This window comes from Pantoea sp. CFCC18177 (assembly GCF_059412425.1).
The window spans coordinates 44,633-63,459 of record NZ_JBNBPL010000008.1; the positions used below are offsets into that span (position 1 = coordinate 44,633).

16 protein-coding genes are annotated in these 18,827 nt (G+C 54.5%); 6 read left to right on the top strand and 10 right to left on the bottom strand.

Going from position 1 to position 18,827, the window contains the following annotated elements; all coding sequences use genetic code 11:
* Positions 1-92: 92 nt before the first annotated feature.
* The 7 genes from ACPUC8_RS10265 to ACPUC8_RS10295 form a co-directional block, all read right to left on the bottom strand.
* Positions 93-713, bottom strand: coding sequence for a TetR/AcrR family transcriptional regulator (locus ACPUC8_RS10265; protein WP_494926154.1), 621 nt, complete (start codon positions 711-713; stop codon positions 93-95).
* Between the two features lie 29 nt (positions 714-742).
* Entirely contained in the window at positions 743-1,897 is a 1,155-nt protein-coding gene (locus ACPUC8_RS10270; RefSeq protein WP_494926155.1) for a pyridoxal phosphate-dependent aminotransferase, read from the bottom strand.
* A 16-nt stretch (positions 1,898-1,913) separates the two neighbouring features.
* Positions 1,914-2,723 carry an SDR family oxidoreductase gene (locus ACPUC8_RS10275; protein WP_494926156.1) on the bottom strand — a complete coding sequence of 270 codons (810 nt, stop codon included), beginning with the start codon at positions 2,721-2,723 and terminating at the stop codon, positions 1,914-1,916.
* Between the two features lie 2 nt (positions 2,724-2,725).
* Positions 2,726-4,408: a hydantoinase B/oxoprolinase family protein gene (locus ACPUC8_RS10280; RefSeq protein ID WP_494926157.1), complete on the bottom strand. Its 1,683-nt coding sequence runs from the start codon at positions 4,406-4,408 to the stop codon at positions 2,726-2,728.
* Positions 4,408-6,495 (bottom strand): hydantoinase/oxoprolinase family protein, encoded by a 2,088-nt coding sequence (locus ACPUC8_RS10285; protein ID WP_494926158.1) that lies wholly within the window; start codon positions 6,493-6,495, stop codon positions 4,408-4,410. Before ACPUC8_RS10285 ends, ACPUC8_RS10280 begins: the two co-directional genes overlap by 1 nt.
* A gap of 30 nt (positions 6,496-6,525) precedes the next feature.
* Positions 6,526-7,866 (bottom strand): MFS transporter, encoded by a 1,341-nt coding sequence (locus tag ACPUC8_RS10290; protein WP_494926159.1) that lies wholly within the window; start codon positions 7,864-7,866, stop codon positions 6,526-6,528.
* Positions 7,867-7,931: 65 nt separating this feature from the next.
* Positions 7,932-8,564, bottom strand: coding sequence for an RraA family protein (locus tag ACPUC8_RS10295; RefSeq protein ID WP_494926160.1), 633 nt, complete (start codon positions 8,562-8,564; stop codon positions 7,932-7,934).
* Between the two features lie 532 nt (positions 8,565-9,096).
* On the opposite strand from ACPUC8_RS10295, the gene ACPUC8_RS10300 reads away from it, so the two are divergent.
* On the top strand, positions 9,097-9,357 hold the full coding sequence (locus tag ACPUC8_RS10300) for a hypothetical protein (RefSeq protein WP_494926161.1): 261 nt from the start codon (positions 9,097-9,099) through the stop codon (positions 9,355-9,357).
* 3 nt (positions 9,358-9,360) lie between these two features.
* Here the strand turns inward: ACPUC8_RS10300 and ACPUC8_RS10305 are convergent, their stop codons facing one another.
* Complete coding sequence (locus ACPUC8_RS10305; RefSeq protein ID WP_494926162.1) at positions 9,361-10,809, bottom strand: aminotransferase-like domain-containing protein; 1,449 nt, start codon at positions 10,807-10,809, stop codon at positions 9,361-9,363.
* 96 nt (positions 10,810-10,905) lie between these two features.
* On the opposite strand from ACPUC8_RS10305, the gene ACPUC8_RS10310 reads away from it, so the two are divergent.
* Together ACPUC8_RS10310 and ACPUC8_RS10315 are read left to right on the top strand one after the other, a co-directional pair.
* A complete protein-coding gene (locus ACPUC8_RS10310) occupies positions 10,906-11,685 on the top strand; it encodes an arylamine N-acetyltransferase family protein (RefSeq protein WP_494926163.1) in 780 nt (259 codons plus the stop codon).
* Between the two features lie 145 nt (positions 11,686-11,830).
* Positions 11,831-13,354: a Fic family protein gene (locus tag ACPUC8_RS10315; protein ID WP_494926164.1), complete on the top strand. Its 1,524-nt coding sequence runs from the start codon at positions 11,831-11,833 to the stop codon at positions 13,352-13,354.
* 87 nt (positions 13,355-13,441) lie between these two features.
* On the opposite strand, the gene ACPUC8_RS10320 is transcribed toward ACPUC8_RS10315, so the two are convergent.
* Together ACPUC8_RS10320 and ACPUC8_RS10325 are read right to left on the bottom strand one after the other, a co-directional pair.
* Positions 13,442-14,542, bottom strand: a complete 1,101-nt coding sequence (locus ACPUC8_RS10320) for a GGDEF domain-containing protein (RefSeq protein WP_494926165.1) — start codon at positions 14,540-14,542, stop codon at positions 13,442-13,444.
* A 311-nt stretch (positions 14,543-14,853) separates the two neighbouring features.
* Positions 14,854-15,120 (bottom strand): YdgH/BhsA/McbA-like domain containing protein, encoded by a 267-nt coding sequence (locus tag ACPUC8_RS10325; protein WP_494926166.1) that lies wholly within the window; start codon positions 15,118-15,120, stop codon positions 14,854-14,856.
* Between the two features lie 520 nt (positions 15,121-15,640).
* Between ACPUC8_RS10325 and ACPUC8_RS10330 the strand changes: the two genes are divergently transcribed.
* The 3 genes from ACPUC8_RS10330 (at position 15,641) to ACPUC8_RS10340 (ending at position 18,824) form a co-directional block, all read left to right on the top strand.
* Positions 15,641-15,934: a YicS family protein gene (locus tag ACPUC8_RS10330; RefSeq protein WP_494926167.1), complete on the top strand. Its 294-nt coding sequence runs from the start codon at positions 15,641-15,643 to the stop codon at positions 15,932-15,934.
* 14 nt (positions 15,935-15,948) lie between these two features.
* On the top strand, positions 15,949-17,142 hold the full coding sequence (locus tag ACPUC8_RS10335) for an OmpP1/FadL family transporter (protein WP_494926168.1): 1,194 nt from the start codon (positions 15,949-15,951) through the stop codon (positions 17,140-17,142).
* 104 nt (positions 17,143-17,246) lie between these two features.
* Positions 17,247-18,824 carry an arylsulfatase gene (locus ACPUC8_RS10340; RefSeq protein ID WP_494926169.1) on the top strand — a complete coding sequence of 526 codons (1,578 nt, stop codon included), beginning with the start codon at positions 17,247-17,249 and terminating at the stop codon, positions 18,822-18,824.
* Positions 18,825-18,827 lie beyond the last annotated feature (3 nt).

Genomic DNA, 18,827 nt, shown 5'->3' on the forward strand with positions numbered 1-18,827 from the left:
GTGTTGAAGAGGAGGGATGGTAAAGGATGGTTGCGGGGTCATCTTAACCGAATGTGGGGCAAGGGAAAGGCCGCGCGCCGGCGGCCTGGGGTTTATCGGGTGCGATAGGCTTCCACACTGAAATCATTGGCGTTGGCGAAACCGCGCAGTCCACCCACCAGCACTGACATCAACTGTGTACCGACCTGTTTTTCCGTCAGGCCGACGGTGTTCAGCAAGTCAAAGATTTCACGTGGATCGAACAGGATGTTCCACAGGAAAATCGCTTTGTCACCAATATCCGGCAGGTCCATCTCCTCCATCGCTTCGCGCAACGCAGGGCGCAGGGCATCTGCCTGAACTTTCAGGTAATCCGCGCCTTCCCACAAACGTTCGAGGTAGCCACGACGGTTACGCATCGGCACCATGGCAGCACCGTTTTCACGCACCAGCTTTATCCAGTGTCGGCTGATGTTCTCCAGCTTCTGTAGGCCCACACAGCGTTGGCTCAGACTGAAATCGAGCAATAACTGCCCCACTTCCTGGCGATAGGCGTTCAGCACCTCTTCTACCGAGGTAAACTGGCGATAGGCCGTGGCCACTGACACGCCAGCCTCGTTGGCAATCTCCGCCAGGCTGATCGGGTTCTCTGCATGCTCGAACAGGCGGGCGCCCGCCTGAATCAGGTTTTTACGGTTTCTTTCGGTATCACTGCGCATCGCTCTTTCCGCCATTATGGATTTTCTTCCCCCTGTGCTGCGTCTTAATTCAAACCCGCCAGAGCACGCTTGAGGCGACGTACACCTTCAATAATCGCCTCATGACTGGCCGCGTAAGAGAGACGCAGATGACGCTCGCCCGCGGCACCGAATTCACTGCCTGGACGGACCGCGATACCCTGCTCACGCAGCAACGCGACCATGTCGATGGCCGGGATAGGCAGTGAATAGGACGGGAAGCAGTAAAATGCGCCTTCCGGTTCGTTGAGCGACAGCTCCGGGATGGCATACAGCCCTTCCATCATTAACTGGCGACGTTCACGGTAGACATCATACATACGTTTGACGTCACTTTTACACTGCGTGAGCGCCACCAGCGCCGCACGTTGCACCGCACTGTTTACCGAACCGTTAACGCTATTGTGGACGCGTGCGGCGGCGGCAATCATCTCCGCCGGACCGGCCAGATAGCCTACGCGCCAGCCGGTCATGGCATAGCTTTTGGAGAAGGTCTGGCAGAACAGCGTGCGCCCTGCAAAAGCGGCCACCTGTAACACTGAGGTGAAGGGGCGATCGGTGAACACCAGGTCGCTGTAGGCTTCATCGGCAATCACCAGATTGTTGTGTTTGTTGACCAGTTTACCCAGTGCTTCAATCTCTTCACGGCTGTGGACGATGCCGGTGGGATTGCCAGGGTTACAGAACACGAACAGTTTGGCGCCATCGAGCGCCTTATCCAGTCGATCGACATCCCAGTGCAAATCGCTGCGGCACGGCATGGGAATGCAGATACCGCCCGCCATGTTGACCAGGTCGGCATACAGCGAATAGGTCGGATCCGGGATCACCACCCGGTCGCCCGGATTGACGATGGAGAGGATCGCCGCCGCTAATCCCGCGGTACCCCCGTGCGTCACCAGCACCTCACCCTGTTTCACCGGCATACCGCTGCGTGAAGAGACATCATCGGCCAGTGCCTGGCACAGGGCTTTGTCGCCCAGCAGAGGGGCGTAGTGGGTATAGCCCTGTTGCAGCGCTTCAACGGCGGCCTGCACGATACGCGGTGGTGTATCAAAATCGGGTTCGCCCATCGCCAGTGAGATCATGTCACTGCTGGAGGCGGGCTGCTGCACGCGCAGTGAGGTGCGTTCGACACGCAGCACCGCTTCGGACGCTTTAAAGAATTTGGCAGACATCATTCACCTTCCTGTGGGATCAGTTATGGTTAAAACGCTCGGCTTTACAGGCGGCAGGCGCATTTTTCCAGCGGCTGATCTCCAGATCGCCGGAAACGTCACGCAGGAACGTCGGCGCGACAATCAGTTCTTCAATCACCGTGCGCATCGGCAAACTGGCACACAGCAGGATGGCGTCGGCGACATCTTCCGGCTGCACCATATGGTCACGAATGCTTTGCAGCGGCGGATTGGCGCGGTTATCCATTATCGGTGTGTTCACTTCGCCCGGCAGAATACAGGTGGAGCGGATGCCGTCATTACGGAAGGTATTGTGCAGATAGGTCATAAAGTTGCGCACGGCAGCCTTTGCCGCACCATAGGCTGCACCGCCCAGCAGGTTCGGACGCAGCGCGGCCAGAGATGAAACGGTGATGATGGTGCCGTTTTTCCGCGCCAGCATCGAGGGCAGTAGCGCCTGCGTCAGCAGAAACACCGCCTTCATGTTGACGTCCTGCACTTGATTCCACTCTTCTTCTTCGAGCCAGCGGGCATTCAGCGTCTTGCTGGCGCTGCCCGCGTTGTTGACCAGAATATCGACTTCGCCCAGTTCACTCAGCGTCCAGGCAACCAGGGCGTTAACCTCTTGTTTGCTGGCGATATCGGCGGCATAAGCCCAGGCTTCTCCGCCCTTCTCACGCAGATCCGCCACCACCTGATCCAGCACCGCTTTGCGGCGGCCGACCAGCACGACGCGCGCACCGCCTTGCACAAAACCTGCCGCCGCTGCTTTACCAATACCGCTGCCAGCCCCGGTGATGATCACTACTTTGTCCGTTAACTGTCCCATATTTAGCTCCTGTTCAGTGTGGCAATGTCCACGCCGTAATCACGTAGCGCTCCCGCTTCGGTGATGTAACCTTCCTGTAAATCCCAGAGGATCGCCTGTGGATCACGTTCAGCGACCGGCAGCTTACCGCCGCCGCCCGGCATCTGGATGGTGACTTCATCGCCTGGCAGAACATCGTGACGGCCAACCGGTTTGGCGAGAGACTTACCGTTAATCGCGATAACGTTGGGCGCGCCCGCCGCGCCGCCCAGCACGCCCGCTGCCGGGTGTTTCTGCCGTGAATAGAACATGCTGTGCGAGAGTGGGAATTTGCTGGTGTTGCGGATGACCATGCGCTGTGCCACGCCGCCTCGATAGCGCCCGGCGCCGCCGGAATCCGGCACGATGGCTTTCTCCAGGAACAGCAGCGGCGTCGCGGATTCAATCAGCTCAATCGGCGTTGAGGACATATTGCCTGGGAAGCCGGTGACAATGCCGTCCGCTGCCGGACGCGCGCCGGTGCCTCCGTTGACACACAGACTCTCCACAAAGCGGCGACCGTCATCGAACTGCCCGGCGAACACATCACAGGTTACCGGTGCACTGCCTGAGTGGCCCATGACACGATCCGGCAAGATGCCTGACAGCGCGGTGAAGATGGCGGCGTGCGCCATATGGCCAACGCGGTTGCGCATTTCAACCGCACAAGGTGGACGCGCGTTAGCAATCGACCCTTCGGGTGCCGTCACGGTGATGGACTTAAAGCAGCCTTCGTTATTGGGCAGATGGGGTTCCAGCAGGCACTTGAGCGGATAGACGCTGTAGGCATAGGTGAAGGACATCGGGCAGTTGCTGCCAAACATCGATTCAGCCGACGATCCGGCGTAGTCGATAGTGATATTGCTGCCCTCGACGATCACTGCCACATTGAGGTGGATATCGCCTTCGTAGTCACCAATATCCACGGCTGCTTCATAACGCCCATCCGGTACCGCTTCAATCGCTTTGCGCATGGCCGCTTCGGTCAGCGCATGGATTTTCTCGGCCAGCGGGGTGACGGATTCCAGCTTCAGGTCATCCATCAGGCCAAGCAGACCGTTAGCGCCAATCTGGTTTGCGGCCAGCATCGCGTGCAGATCGCCCTCGACCTGATCCGGTGCGCGCACGTTGGCGAGGAACAGGTCCAGCAACTGCTGGTTCACCTTACCCTCTATCATCAGCTTGCTCGGTGGGATCAGGAACCCTTCTTCATACATGTCGCGCGATGAGCCCATATTCAGCGAGCCACCAATATCCGACATATGTGCCGCCGCACCGGTGAAGGCCACCAGTTTGCCGTCGCGGAATACCGGCGTCACCACCGTCACGTCGTTGAGATGGCCGGTGCCGAGCCAGGGATCGTTGGTGATTAGGCTGTCGCCGGGTTTCAGGGTTTCAACCGGAAATTTTGCCAGCAGATGACGCACGGTGGCGGGCAAGGTGCCGATAAACACCGGCACGCTGGCTTTCGGCTGCGCCAGCGAACTGCCACTGGCATCCATCAGCAGGCAGGAGTAATCGCCTACCTCACGAATGATGCTGGAAAACGCCATGTTAACCAGTGTGGCCGCCGCTTCTTCGGAGATACTCACCAGCCGATCCCAGGTAATGCGCAGGCTGATGGGATCATCGAGAAATCGCAGATTGTCAGGGGTTGTCATCGCCATCAGTTCAGCTCCATCAGAATATTGTCTTGTTCATCCAGTTGCGCAGTGGCGTCCGGGCCGACATAGATCGCACACTCTTTCTCCTGCAGCAGTGCCGGACCCTGCACCACCTCGCCAGTGACCAGCAGGCTGCGCGGGATCACGCGGCATGGGCGGTAACCCTGTTCGCGTCCGAGATAGACCTGCAGGCTTTTTTCCCGTGCGTCAGGTTCGGGGTGACGCAGCTGATCGCTGGTGTTGAGTTTGGGAGGCGTGGTTTGCACACGTCCACGCCAGTTCACCACTTCCACGCCCTGCCCTGGCAGCGTGCGGCCAAAGCGCGCCAGATGGGCGGCTTCGAAGGTATCGATCAGCGCCTGCACATCTCCGTGGTGCAGGAAGCTGTCTGGCAGCGTCACGGTGAGTTCTGACCCCTGACCGACGTAGCGCACCCCAGCGAGTTTTTGCTGTAGGGCGCTGGCAGGATCGGCATTCGCGGCCGCCAGCGTGGTCATCGCCTCATCAAAGCCTTCGGCGAAGATCGCACTGATGCGGGTGATATCGATGCCGGGTTGCAAACGACAGCGGTCGGCACGCACAAAGTCCGCGCTTGGTGGTGCGGTTAACAGACCGAAGGCGGAATAGACCCCCGCACCGTTCGGGAAATAGACCCGTTTGACACTGAGCTGTTTAGCCAGCGACCAGGCGTGGCTCGGACCTGCGCCACCGAACGCCAGCATGGTCATCTGTGAGGGGCTGACGTTTTTCTCAACGGCGTGGGTGCGTAACGCCTCGGACATTTTGCTGTTCGCCACTTCATGAATGCCCCAGGCGGCCTCTTCAATACTCAGCCCCAGTGGTTCAGCGATGTGTTTAATCGCTGTGCGGGCTGCATCCACATCGAGCCGCATACGGCCACCGAGGAAGGCATCCGGATCCAGCAGCCCCAACACCAGGTTGGCATCGGTGACTGTGGGCAACGTGCCGCCACGCCCATAACACGCCGGTCCCGGCCAGGCACTGGCGCTCTCCGGACCAATCTCCAGCAGACCCAGTGAATCCACGCGCGCGATACTGCCGCCGCCCGCGCCAATTTCAATCATGTCCACCACCGGCAACTTGACCGGCAAGCCGCTGCCTTTCAGCAGTCGGTCAGCGCGACCCACTTCATAATCGGTGGTAATAGCGGGCTCGCCGTTGCGTACCACGCAGGCTTTGGCGGTGGTGCCACCCATATCAAACGCCAGCACCTGATGTTCGGCATTTTTACGTGCAAACGCGGCAGTCGCGACAATCCCGCCTGCCGGGCCGGATTCGATGATGCGGGTGGGGTAATCAGCGGCCACTTGCGGCGCCATCAAGCCGCCGTTTGAGCCCATCACCAGCCAGTCACAGGTGAATCCGCCTTCGCGTAGCTTGTGTTCCAGCCGTGCCATATAGCGGCGTGCTTTGGGCTGCACAAAGGCATTCATCGCGGTCAACACGCCGCGATCGTATTCGCGGATCTCACGCGACACCTTGTGTGAAACGGAGATGGAGACGCCCGGCAACTCACGGCTGAGAATCGCTTCGATCTGATTTTCATGCTCCGGCCAGGCATAAGCGTGCATGCAGAGCACCGCTACCGCTTCATAGCGCTGCGCGCGTAGTTCTGCCGCCAGCTGCACCACTTCGTGCTCGTCGAGGGGGGTGATCACTTCTCCGCGCGCTGTAACACGCTCGCTAATTTCATAAGCCTGCGAACGGGTCAGCAGCGGTTTTGCCGGTGCGCCGTTCAAATCATAAATGTCGTAGCGATACTCACGCCCCAGCACCAGTACATCGCGGAAGCCGCGCGTCACCACCAGCGCCGTCTTCGCGCCGTGGCGCTCCAGCAGCGCATTGATGGCCAGCGTGGTGCCGTGGGTGATGGTGTGAATATCGCTGGCGTTAAGCCCTGCTATCTCCACCAGTTGAGTCAGCCCGGTGTACGCGCCTTCGGAAGGGTCTTCCGGCGTGGTCAGCGTTTTATGACGAATCGCTTCGCCGGTGACGTCGTTCAACAGCACCAAATCGGTAAAGGTGCCGCCAATATCAAACCCTATCCGCCAGGGTGACGCGTTTTTCATAGTGACCTCGAAATCCTGGGTGTGTACGTGTTATTCGTCAGCCAGCGGTTTGCCAGCGGTCTCTTTCAGATACAACGCGCTGATCAGCGTCAGCGCCGCGGTGAAAATCACCATGTAGCTGGGGATGCTGGCGATGCCGGTCATACCGATAAGCCAGGTCATCAGCAGCGGTGCGGAACCGCCGAAAATCACCGTGGAGAGGTTGAAGCCGATGCTGTAGGCGCTGTAACGCACGTTGGTCGGGAACATTTCAGCCAGCGTAGCCTGAATCACCCCAGCGTGTCCGGCAAAGGCCAGGGCCAGCAGAATCGATGCCATACAGGCCAGCGGAAACATACCCAGCGTCAGCAGCCAGAAGCACGGCCACGCCAGCACGGCCATGGCAATGGCGGAGGCAATCAACAGCGGTTTACGCCCGAGGCGATCGGAGAGCCACGCCATTAATGGGATGGCCGCGACGATGGTTAACAATCCGCAGGCCGTGACCATCAGGCTCTGGACCTGCTGGAAATGCATCACCTTGTTGAGATAAGTCGGCATATAGACAAACAGGATGTAATAACCCGGGCCGTTGACCGCTGGCAGGGTGATCGCCAGGCCAATCGCCTTCAGATGACGCTTGGATGACAGCACTTCACGGATGGGATTCTTCACCACACGTTTGCTGGCCTTCACCATCTGAAAATGCGGCGTATCTTCGATGCGGGTGCGGATGTAGACGCCGATCAGCGCCATTGGAATCGCCAGCAGGAACGGAATACGCCACATCCAGCTGTTCAACGCATCGACACCAAAAACGTTGATCAAGCCGCTGATCAACAGGCTGCCGAACAACAACGCGATAAACGACCCCATCACCAGCGGTGACATCACTACCGCACGACGATGGTCTTCCGCATACTCCGCCACGAAAGAACCGGCGCCGGACACTTCGCCGCCGGCAGAGAAGCCCTGCACAATACGCAGCAGGATCAGCAGCGTCGGTGCAGCCCAGCCGATGCTTTCGTAGCTTGGCAGCAGGCCAATGGCGGCGGTTGCCAGTGATATCATCAGCAACAGGACCGTCAGCAGTTTTTGCCGTCCGATTCTGTCGCCGAGGTAACCACAAATCACGCCACCAAACGGACGCACCACAAAGCTCACCGTGAAGCCGACGTAGGTGAGCATTAAGCCGGCGTCACTGGTGTTCATGTCACTGGCGGCAAACACCAATACCAGCGAGCTCACCAGCAAGCCGTAAATCCCGTAGTCATACCACTCGACAAACGAACCGACGCCACCGGCGATTGACGCGCGGCGTACAACATTGTTCTTGGTGCTTCCATCCTTCGGCAGTGCGTAATCCATTGTTGCAGCATGTGATTTCGTCATCTGTTTTGCCCTGAGTTAAGCGTGATGAATCCCCGGAAGGCCGTAAATATGTCTATGCACGGGCGTTATTGATATTGACCGGTCACTTCTGCCGTCATTTCCACTTCGCGCCGGGCCACTTCACGCACCGCCACCAGTACTGCCTCGGCGCGCCAGAAGGGAATGATGATGATGCCATCGTCATCACCCACCACGATGTCTCCTGCGGCGCACACCACTCCGCCTATTGCAACCGGCTCGCCAATCACGCCTGGGCCATTTTTGAATGGTCCTGCTGGAGACACACCGCGACAGAAGGTCGGTAAGCCGGTGGATTCAATCACTTTGCGGTCACGCACCGCGCCATCAATCACCTGCGCCGCGGCACCCGCATGCTGGAAGCGTTGGGTGAGCTGTTCGCCCACTAAGGCGCGGTCAATATGGCCCTGGCCGTTGATCATCATTACATCGCCAGGCTGGATGTATTCCAGTGCGCGAATGACTGCGGCGTTGTCGCCAGGCGTCACCAGTACCGGAAACGCAAACCCGACAAAGGCGGTGTGGGTGGTAACCGGAACAATTCCGGCATCGCACATGTTGAGCCTTTCCATCGCATCACCAATGTTGGCAACGGGGAAATCAGCGAATGCAGCAAGCCATTTTTTATCTGGACGGTTCCATGCCTCTGGAATACGGACGTAAGCGGTTTCGAGTGCCATGCCAATCACCTTTTAAATGAAAAGTGTTTATCAAGTGAGAATGTTTTATCACTTTAAAAATTTGGTTGGCAATACGTTAAATATGATGGTGAGAGAGGTTTTTGCGCTCGTAGGATAAGGTTTCTAAGGAATAATATATATCCATGTTGATGAATATATTGGTTATTTAATGGTGGCAATGAGATAAAAACGACAGGAAAGCCTCATGGATTTATTTCTATATTATTTTCTTATGGAATTATTTTGATGTTGCGCACATAAATAGAGCATTTGTGATTAAAAATGAAGGTTGCATCACAACATTGGTGCATCGAATGATAATTTTTAGTGAGTTGCCATTTTAAGGAGACTTTTAATCATCATTTTTAAAGGCATACATTGCACTATTTAAGGGCGGGTTTTAAAGCGCATATAAAATTCAATCTTTTGTTACAACGGCCTGCTGTAGGACCATACTTTATCAGATTATTCCTCCTAACCTTTCTCCTGCCAGTGGTTATGCTGTTAAGGCACTCACCAAACAGGAGGATATATGGACGACTGCATCATTTTCAGGGAGGGACTGGCGCCCTTCATCCGGAAAGTGCCCCGCGACAGTACCCATATCGACATACACAATCCTGAAACCGGTAACTTTGACAAATTCCGTTTTCATGCGGTGCTAAAGGGAAGAATGAGTAACAATCCTCAGCGCTTTCTTTATGCCGGTCGGGAGAATGTTGATCCTTATGAAAAATGGGATGTGTGGCAGCATATCAGCCAGTTAAAACCGCAACCGGTGACTGAAAACTGAAGGCTATCTATCAGGCATCCATACCACATCAGCCTGCGGTAACAGTTGATGGCATATGGCGCCGATCTGGTCCACGGCACTGAGCAGTTGAGGTGTGGCTGGGTTGGCGCAGTTCAGGCGCAAGTAATGGCTCAGTTCTGCCCCCGGAGCAAACAACGGCCCCGGGCTAATCCCTATTCCCTTCTCCAGCGCACGACGGTGTACCTCCAGCGCATCTGTATGCTGCGGAAGTTCTACCCATAACAGGAAGCCAGCGGCTGGCGCACGCACCCTTGTACCCGCTGGAAAGCTTGCTCTTACCTGCGTGATGATGGTTCGGACTCCCTGATTTATCCGCGTTTTTAAACGCCGCAAATGCCGATCGTAGTCTCCACTGGCCAGCACTTCACTGGCTGCAGCTTCCAGTAGTGGTGACCCAGCCCAGTCTCCTGCCATACGCGCTTGCAACACCTGATCGTGGTAACGCCCCGCTACAATCCAACCGATTCGCCAGCCTGGCGCAAGGGTTTTGGAGAGTGAGCTGCAATAAATCACGTTGCCGTTTCGGTCAAAGGCTTTGCAGGCGGGTGGGCGCTGCCCTTCTCCAGCCAGGTCACCGTAGACATCGTCTTCAATCAAAGGGATACCGGCGCTTTCCAGCAAGATAACCAGTTCCTGCTTACGCGCCACGGACATGCTGGCCCCGAGGGGATTTTGTACCGTCGGCGAGGCCAGAACGGCGGCGGGTTGATGGTGATGAATAGCTTCAGCAAGCGGTTCAAGCAGCATACCTTCAACCGGGTCTGTCGGGATTTGCAGTGCCTGCAGTCCCAAATCTTCCAGCAACATCAACGTGCCGAAGTAGGCGGGCTGCTCGATCGCCACGATATCACCAGGCTGGCACACCGCATGCAGCGCCAGACGCAGGGCTTGCGTCGCACCAGCGGTAATGATCACCTCATCGGCACCAAATTGCGCACCCCACTGCGCTGCCCGCGCGGCAATCTTACTGCGCAAATCTGCCCTGCCTGGCGGCAGGCTATAGCTTTGCCCGTGTGCATCCAGACGACGGCCTGCCGCCTGCAACGCGCGCTGCAGCGTCGCGGTTGGCAGCCATGCCGGATCGGGCAACGCCGCCCCAAGCGGAATCAGACGGGTCTCTGCACTACTAAACAGAGAACGGGCCAGCGCCGACATCGACACCGAAACTGGGCCGGAAGACGAATGCGAAGACGGTACTGTACTGATCTGCTGGACGAAATACCCGGAGCGCGGGCGTGCCACAATCAGCCCGTCACTCTCCAGGCAACGCAACGCTTCCAACGCTGTTGGCAGGCTGACCTGTTCACGTTCAGCCAGTTTACGCGCGGAGATCATCCGGTCACCGGGCCGCAAAGCGCCCGAGGCCAGGGTGAGTCGCAGCATCTCAGCAATCCGACGGTAGTGTGGGGACGATAAGGCAGGGACGGACATGGCGATCTGTACAGTCTGATTTTCGATAAATCTGACTATACAGACGATGCTGTGCTTCATCTAGAGTGTCGAACATCAATCAGATAAGGAGGCATGATGCACAGCGACAACTTCGATCTTTCCCGCTATTTATGCCGTATCAACTATACCGGCCATGCGGTCGCCGATACCGCTATGTTACATGCGCTGATGCGCCATCAACTGTTTGCCGTCCCCTTTGAGAATCTGGATGTGCAGGCGGGCAAAGTCGTCTCGCTGGTGCCGGAACACATCTGCGACAAGGTATTGCGCCATGGTCGGGGCGGCTACTGCTATGAGGTCAACGGGCTGTTTGCCATGGCGCTGGCGGCGTTAGGCATACCCTACCGTTTTATTGCCGCACGTCCGATGTTTTACCCGGTACGTCGACCCAAAACCCACATGGCGTTGATCGCTGAAGTCGATGGCCGCCAGTGGCTGTGCGATCTGGGTTTCGGCAGCTATGGCATTCGTGCGCCTTTGGCGCTGGACAGGCTCGATATTGATATCCAGCAGGATTTCGATACCTTCCGGCTCAGCCGTGATGAACAGGGTGAATACTTATTACAGGCGAAAGTGGAGGGTGAATGGGCCAATCAGTACGGCTTCGACCTGTCACCGCAGGAGTGGATTGATTTCGTGCCCGCCAACTACCTTAACTCCACCCATCCTGATGCTATTTTTGTGCAGAAACTGCTGGTGGTGCAGCATCGGCCTGACGGGCGCATGATCTTACTGGGCGATGTCCTTAAAACCATCACCGGGGCGGGGGTCGAGAAACTGCAGTTGACGCCAGATGATGTGAATCAAGTGCTGGCGAGCCGCTTTAACCTGCCTGCGATGAAAGCGTCACATTGACAGCAAATTAACGTTCTCGCGATTATTTTCGAATTTGTTAACCTTTTCGGGCTGGAATTACCATTCCAGCCTGGCGAAATTATCATTTTCGCGCTACATTCGCCATTAATTATCGTTTTAATGCGGTTGTTAGAGGAAATGATCGATGCTGGTGGGATTTAAGGCACTCTGCAAGTTATATAAGATTGAGCTGGTTCAGCCACTGCGCGTCGAATCCTCGATTGGCACGGTGCGTGCCCATAATGAGACCCATGGGCGCATTGAAAAGCGTTACCCGCCCAGCTATCAGCCTGATGATAGCTTTTCCGGCCACTTTGCCTTTGGGCTTAAGTATGAAGAGATCCATCTGGAGTTCTTCGCCCGCCTTTTTGCTGCAACTGGACCTGAGCCGATTGAAAGCTGGTGCCTGCGTGAACCCTTTGGGCAATATGCACGTCGCACCGGATTTCTCTATGAGTGGCTGACCGGCACCACGCTCAATGTGCCGGATGTGACGAATGGCGGCTATATCGATGCGATCTCAGCAAAAGCGTACCTGACCCGAACATCCACCAACAGAATCAAACGCTGGCGCATCAATGACAATCTGCCAGGATCCCCCGATTTTTGCCCGCTGGTGCGCCGCACATCGGAGATACAGCACGCCCTCGCTTTTAATCTCTCCTCGGCATTAAACGAGTTAGATAATACCTTCGGCGCCGACATTTTAATGCGCACCGCCAGCTGGCTGACGTTTAAGGAGTCACGCGCCAGTTTCCTGATTGAAAAGGAAGCGGACCAGGCCGATCGTATCCAGCGCTTTGCCCATGTCATCGCGCAACACTGCGGTCAGATCGATGACCCGTTGAGTGATGAAAGCCTGCATATCTTGCAGAAAGGGATACTCGGACATGATGCGCTGGGACTGGGGTTACGCCGCTCGCCGGTGTTTGTTGGCCAGGCAACCATGCGCGAGGATATTGTGCACTATGTCGCACCTCAGTTTGAGGACTTGCCTGCTTTCATGCAGGGGCTGCGTAACTTTGAGCAGGCTACACGCGGCGCAGAACCGCTGGCACGTGCCGGGGTGATTGCGTTTGGCTTTGTCTATATTCACCCGATGCGCGATGGCAATGGCCGTATTCATCGCTTCTTGATTAATGACGCTTTAATCCGCGATGGCGCACTACCCGAAGGGGTGATATTGCCGGTTTCGGCCACCATCACCAGCTCTCTGGATTTCCGCGTTGGCTACGATCGCACGCTGGAAGTGTTCTCTAAACGGCTGATGCGACGCTACGCCACCTCCTGCCGTTTTGGTGAGATCGTGACCTATGACGACGGCACGCCAAGTAACTTCCACTTCGCTGATTATGTCGACGCCCGCTTTGCCTGGCGCTATCCAGATTTAACCGCACACGTGCTCTATACCGCTAAGGTGATTGAGCACACCGTTAAAGTCGAAATGGCGGATGAGGCTCGGGTGTTAGTGATATTCCAGCGGTCGCAAGAGCAGCTGAAAGAAGTGCTGGAGATGCCGGACCAGGACGCGAACCGCATTATCCGCTCGCTGAAAGAGAACGGTTGGCAGATATCCGGCAAGCTAAAGAAAGCCTATCCGCAGCTTGAAGATAGCCAGCGGGCAGAAAGAATTGTGGAGGCGGTGCGGTCGGCTTTTGAAGAAATCTAGAAATGCATGCAAATTCTTTGTAGGGGCGCCATTGATGGCGCCCAAAAAAGCGTTTAAATGGTACGTCATATATTAAGGCTAACTCGGTTAAGCCATGGATATCCGGTCCCGGCCCTGATTTTTCGACTGGTAAAGCTGTTGATCGGCCAGCGTAATCAGGTTCTCCAGTGCCATCCCCTCTTGCCAACAGGCTGCGCCCTGGCTAACCGTCACCCAAGGTGCAGTGTCTGACGCTTCATGCGGAATAGAACTGGCCGCAAGGCTTTCCCGGATACGTCCTGCCACCGAAATAACCGCTTCGCGACTGGCACTGAATAACAGTACCGCGAACTCTTCCCCACCAAAACGCACCGCCAAATCACTCTCATTTCTCACGGAACGCGCAATGCAGCGTGCAACGTTAACCAGACACTCATCGCCTTTGATATGACCATAATGGTCATTGAAGCGTTTGAAGTGGTCAACATCAATCATGATCAAATAGACCTCTGAATGGTCAGCTTTTTTGGCAATGCGCGCGTAAAAATATTCTCGCAGATAACGTTTGTTAGCCAGTCCGGTTAAGGGGTCCTGATCGGCCAGTTTGGTCAGTTTTTTGATCAGGTAGACATTCTGTTGTTCACTGGCTTCCGCTTTGCGGAACCACTCCATCATCACGTTACGGCATGAGATCACCACGCCAACCGCCAGCGTATAGGAAAACAGTGGAAAGAGAGTGTGAACATCAGGGGAGCGCAGAATGTCAATATAGACAGCGATCACCACCGGCACGATAAAGGTAGCGATTAATGTTTTGGAGAGATGGAAGGCCACCACCGCAGGGAAAAGTATCACCAGAGAGATCAACATCGTGAACTCAAGACTGGCGTAGACATTGAACAAATTGTGCAGAACCAGACCCCAAACCACACTGTAGGCAAAGGTAAATATACATAGAACAGTACGCGAGAGGTAAAACTGATGTCGGATAAGTTGACTGGTTAGTAAGAGATTCCAACCTGAAAACAACAGGATAACCAGGCTAAAAAATAGCGACTGGAAAGAAAGGGGGGGATCAGGCAGATCACGGACGTAATAACGCACGACAAGGTAGAGTGAATAAATAATGTTCAGCCATAGAAACCAGATGCAGCCTGTCCGTGTCAGTATCACCTCTTTATTGGCGTTTTCTGCATCAATGACCAGCATTTCAATATCCTTACTCAAAAAAAGTCAAGAGAGTGATTGATTCATAGTACTTAATTATCCGCTAGCCCAGAGTTGAAGTGATGCTATAAGATTAATCCTAATGGTTTATATTTGCTTGCGCCAGATAATAAAATTAATCTCCACCAATTCGCTACATATTAAGGTTAATAACGATGTGAACATTGTTAAATGACAAAAAAATCCATATCTCTATTTTTTGATATGATGAAATCATGCCGCAAGAACAAATTTAAGATGTGATTATTTTACGAGACTGGAAAGTGGCACCCTTGCATCAGGGTGCCCGTACTTTATTTGTAAACTGTTGCAGTACCGCGAATTTTTTTACCTTCATTACCGGATGTTATCACGAAATACTTGCCTCCCATCTCATCTGCTTTTTGTGAAATTTCTTTCAGAGCATCAGAAGGTGCGGAGTACTCATTGGTCGTGCTGACCTCGCCAACTTTTTGATACTGCTTAGCTTCTTGCTTGGTAATCTCTTTTGCAGCAAAAGCGGATACACAAGTCAAAGAGGTCACTATTACGGCTATCATACCCATCGTCAATTTTTTCATTATCGTTACCCTATGAATTTTGGAGATGTTTCAGATAATTTCCGACTGCATTAGAAGAATTAGCAGGATGACAAGAAAAAGCAAATAAGTTTTGCGGTTATATTTTTGCCCCCTCCTAAAGGCTAGCCTCATACGAAGTGGAATGAGGAAAATCCTAAAGCAGCTAAATAATCAGTTCCAAAAATTTTTTTAAAATTTCATCAAAAGTATCATCCAGGATGCGTGTTTTTAAGTTTTTATATTCCCCATGTCAATTCTGATCAACCACTTAGCGATGGAATACGACCTGGAAACGTGATATTGCAAAAATTTGACTGCAATCAAAATTTTGCAATATCGCGAAAATAACCCAAGCGATATCTTGTTAAGTGTAAGGTTTTTACTAAGGTATTAATCGAAATGTTTTTTAAGAATCGACACCATTTCACCATTCTGGCTTTACCGATTTGAGTTGTGAGCGAATGCCGTTTACATACGGTCAATGACACAGGTATATCTGTTGCCACAAGAGGATGGTGTTATGCGCATTAAATGGGCGTTGTTAGCCACACTAATTCTATTTGCCGATAAGACTTTAGCTGCTTCCGCCTTTGATAATCTGTCATTTGCGCTTAAGCAACAGCAAATCATCACCAGCTTGCGTGAACACTGCAATATCGATGAAAACGTCTCTGACGACAAAATCCGCACGGTGTTTCTCAACAGCCAAACCAATAATGAATTGATCCTCGCTGCGGCCAAAGCCTTTGACCAAAAGGATACGCAGGGTTATGCACGCGCCATTGATAGCGTGCGCTGTCCTGACATCAAATAGCGTCTGGAGAAGATATGAGGCATCACTTTGTTCTGTTGTCTCTGGTTTGCTGCGCCACATCGGTACAGGCAAGCGGATTGTATTTATATGAAATTGGCACAGATGATGTGGCACTGGCTGGCGCGGGGCAAGCGGCGCGTGCGCAGGATGCTTCGACCGTGTTGACTAACCCGGCGGGGATGTCGCTGCTCTCTGGCAAGAATCTGAACCTCGGTGGTCAGATGCTTTACGGCAACGCAAAGTATCAGCTGAGTGATGATGCCGCCCTAAAAGGTAACAGTCCGGGTAACGTGATTGGCTGGTTTCCCGGTGGCAGTGCCTTCTATAGCCAGAAAGTGACAGACCAATTAAGTGCGGGTATTGGCCTCTACGGTAACTACGGCCTCGGCTTACACTTTGGCAACTGGGCCGGGGATAGCCTGATTAAGGACAGTACGCTACTGGCGATGACGTTGATGCCTTCGCTGGCGTGGCAATACAACGAACGGCTCTCTTTTGGTGCGGGACTCGGCATCAACTACGGTTTCCTCAAGCTCAAGCGGCAAACCTCTGATGGCGAGCAGTCTCAATCCGATCATGATTGGGCGTTGAACGGCAAATTCGGCATGATTTACCAGTTCACCCCGCAAACCCGTGCCGGACTGACCTACACCAGCGAAACCAAATATCACTTCAATATCAACGGCACCGTCCAGTTTGATCGCCTGAATAACAGCCCCTCTTATACCCTGCCGATTGCGGCCAGCGTGAATACCCCGCAGCAGGTGATGTTCAGCCTCTATCACGATCTCAACAGTCAGTGGGCGGTGATGGGCGATGTGGGTTGGCAGGACTGGAGCGCCTACAGCAACAGCCAGATTGTGGTCGGTGACAGCCGTGTCGCGGATTACCAACGTCTCCGTGATACCTGGCATCTGGCACTCGGTACCCAGTTCCGTCCCAACGCCGACTGGACTTTCAACACCGGGATTGCTTACGACAGTAGCTTCTACCGTAGCCAGCAAGATACCTCTCTCACCATGCCATCGGGCGACACCTGGCGCTGGGGCGTAGGTGCACGCTATCAGCTGGATAGCGCCAGTAGCATTGGCGGCGCATTTGAGTATGCGCGTATCGAAAGTTCACAGGTCGCGTCACCGCTGCTGCAAGGTGAATACAACCACCCTTCGCTCTATTTCTTCGCCATTAACTACAACCGAACGTTTTAACCCACCACTCAGGAGGAACCGTTTTACCCGCACCTCACCGTCATTAACTGGCAGACGCCTTTTCGTTATGCCGTTCAAGGGCCTACATCTATCTGGAGTGCAAAATGTCACGAATGCCTTTTTGCAAAACACTGCTTGCCTCAGTGTTGTCTGTCGCCTGTGTCGGCGCACAGGCTGCGCCCGCAAGCAATCAGCCCACGACTGCCCCCGAGCAGAACAAGGGCAAGCCCAACATCGTGGTGATCTTTGGTGATGATATTGGTTACTGGAATATCAGCAGCTACAACCAAGGCATGATGGGTTACAAAACCCCGAATATCGACAGCATCGCTGCCGAGGGTGCCAAGTTCACCTCCTACTATGCCGAACAGAGCTCGACGGCGGGACGATCTTCTTTCATCACCGGACAGATGCCGTTCCGTACCGGCATGAGTAAGGTCGGCATGCCGGGCGCACCGCAAGGCTTGCAGAAAGAAGACCCCACCATCGCCACCATTCTCAAGCAACTGGGTTATGCCACTGGGCAGTTTGGTAAAAACCACCTGGGGGATCGCAACGAATTTCTGCCGACTGCGCACGGCTTCGACGAGTTTATGGGCAACCTCTACCATCTGAATGCCGAGGAGGAACCAGAAAATCCCGACTATCCAAAAGATCCTGAATTCCGTAAGGAGTTTGGTCCGCGCGGCGTCATTAAATCCACTGCAGACGGCAAAATCGAGGACACCGGCCCTCTCAACACCAAGCGTATGGAAACGATCGATGAGGAGACGCTGGCAGCCAACAATGACTTTATGGAGCGTCAGGTTAAAGCCGGTAAGCCCTTCTTCACCTGGTACAACACCACTCGCATGCACAACAAAACCCATATCAAGCCCGCTGACAAAGGGGTGACGGGCTTGGGGGATTATGCCGATGGCATGGTTGAGCATGACAAGATCGTCGGTGAAGTCCTGCAAAAAATTAAAGATCTCGGCATCGAAGATAACACCATTGTGGTGTACACCACCGATAACGGTCCGATGATCGCCACCTGGCCGGACTCGGGTATGACGCCGTTCCGTGGCGAGAAGAACACCGGTTGGGAAGGCGGCTTCCGTGTGCCGGCGATGATCAGATGGCCTGGGCATATCAAGCCCGGCACCTTGATCAACGACATGTTCGGCAGTAACGACTGGTTCCCAACGCTGGTGGCGGCAGCGGGTGTGCCGGACATCAAGCAGCAGTTGCTGAAGGGCTACAAAACCAGCGCCATGACCTACAAGGTGCATCTTGATGGCTACAACCAGCTCGACTTCTTACAGGGCAAGGGGCCGGATCAGCGCCAGGAATTCTTCTACTGGAGCGATGACGGTGACTTGCTGGCGATGCGCTACGGCCGCTGGAAAATGCACTTTATGATTCAGGAACATACCGGTCTGGATCTGTGGAAGTATCCGTTCACCAAGCTGCGCACGCCGCTGCTGTTCGATCTGGAAATCGATCCACTAGAGAAAGGCACGGACGGCATGGATTACAACCACTGGTTCTATGATCGTCTGTTCCTGCTCGGCGGCGCGCAGAAGTACGCCAAAGAGATGATTGAAAGTTTCAAAGAGTTCCCGCCACGGCAGAAACCGGGCTCCTTCACCGTGTCGGATGTCTCGGCACTGATTGAGCAAGGTAATCCGTCAACCAACTAACCT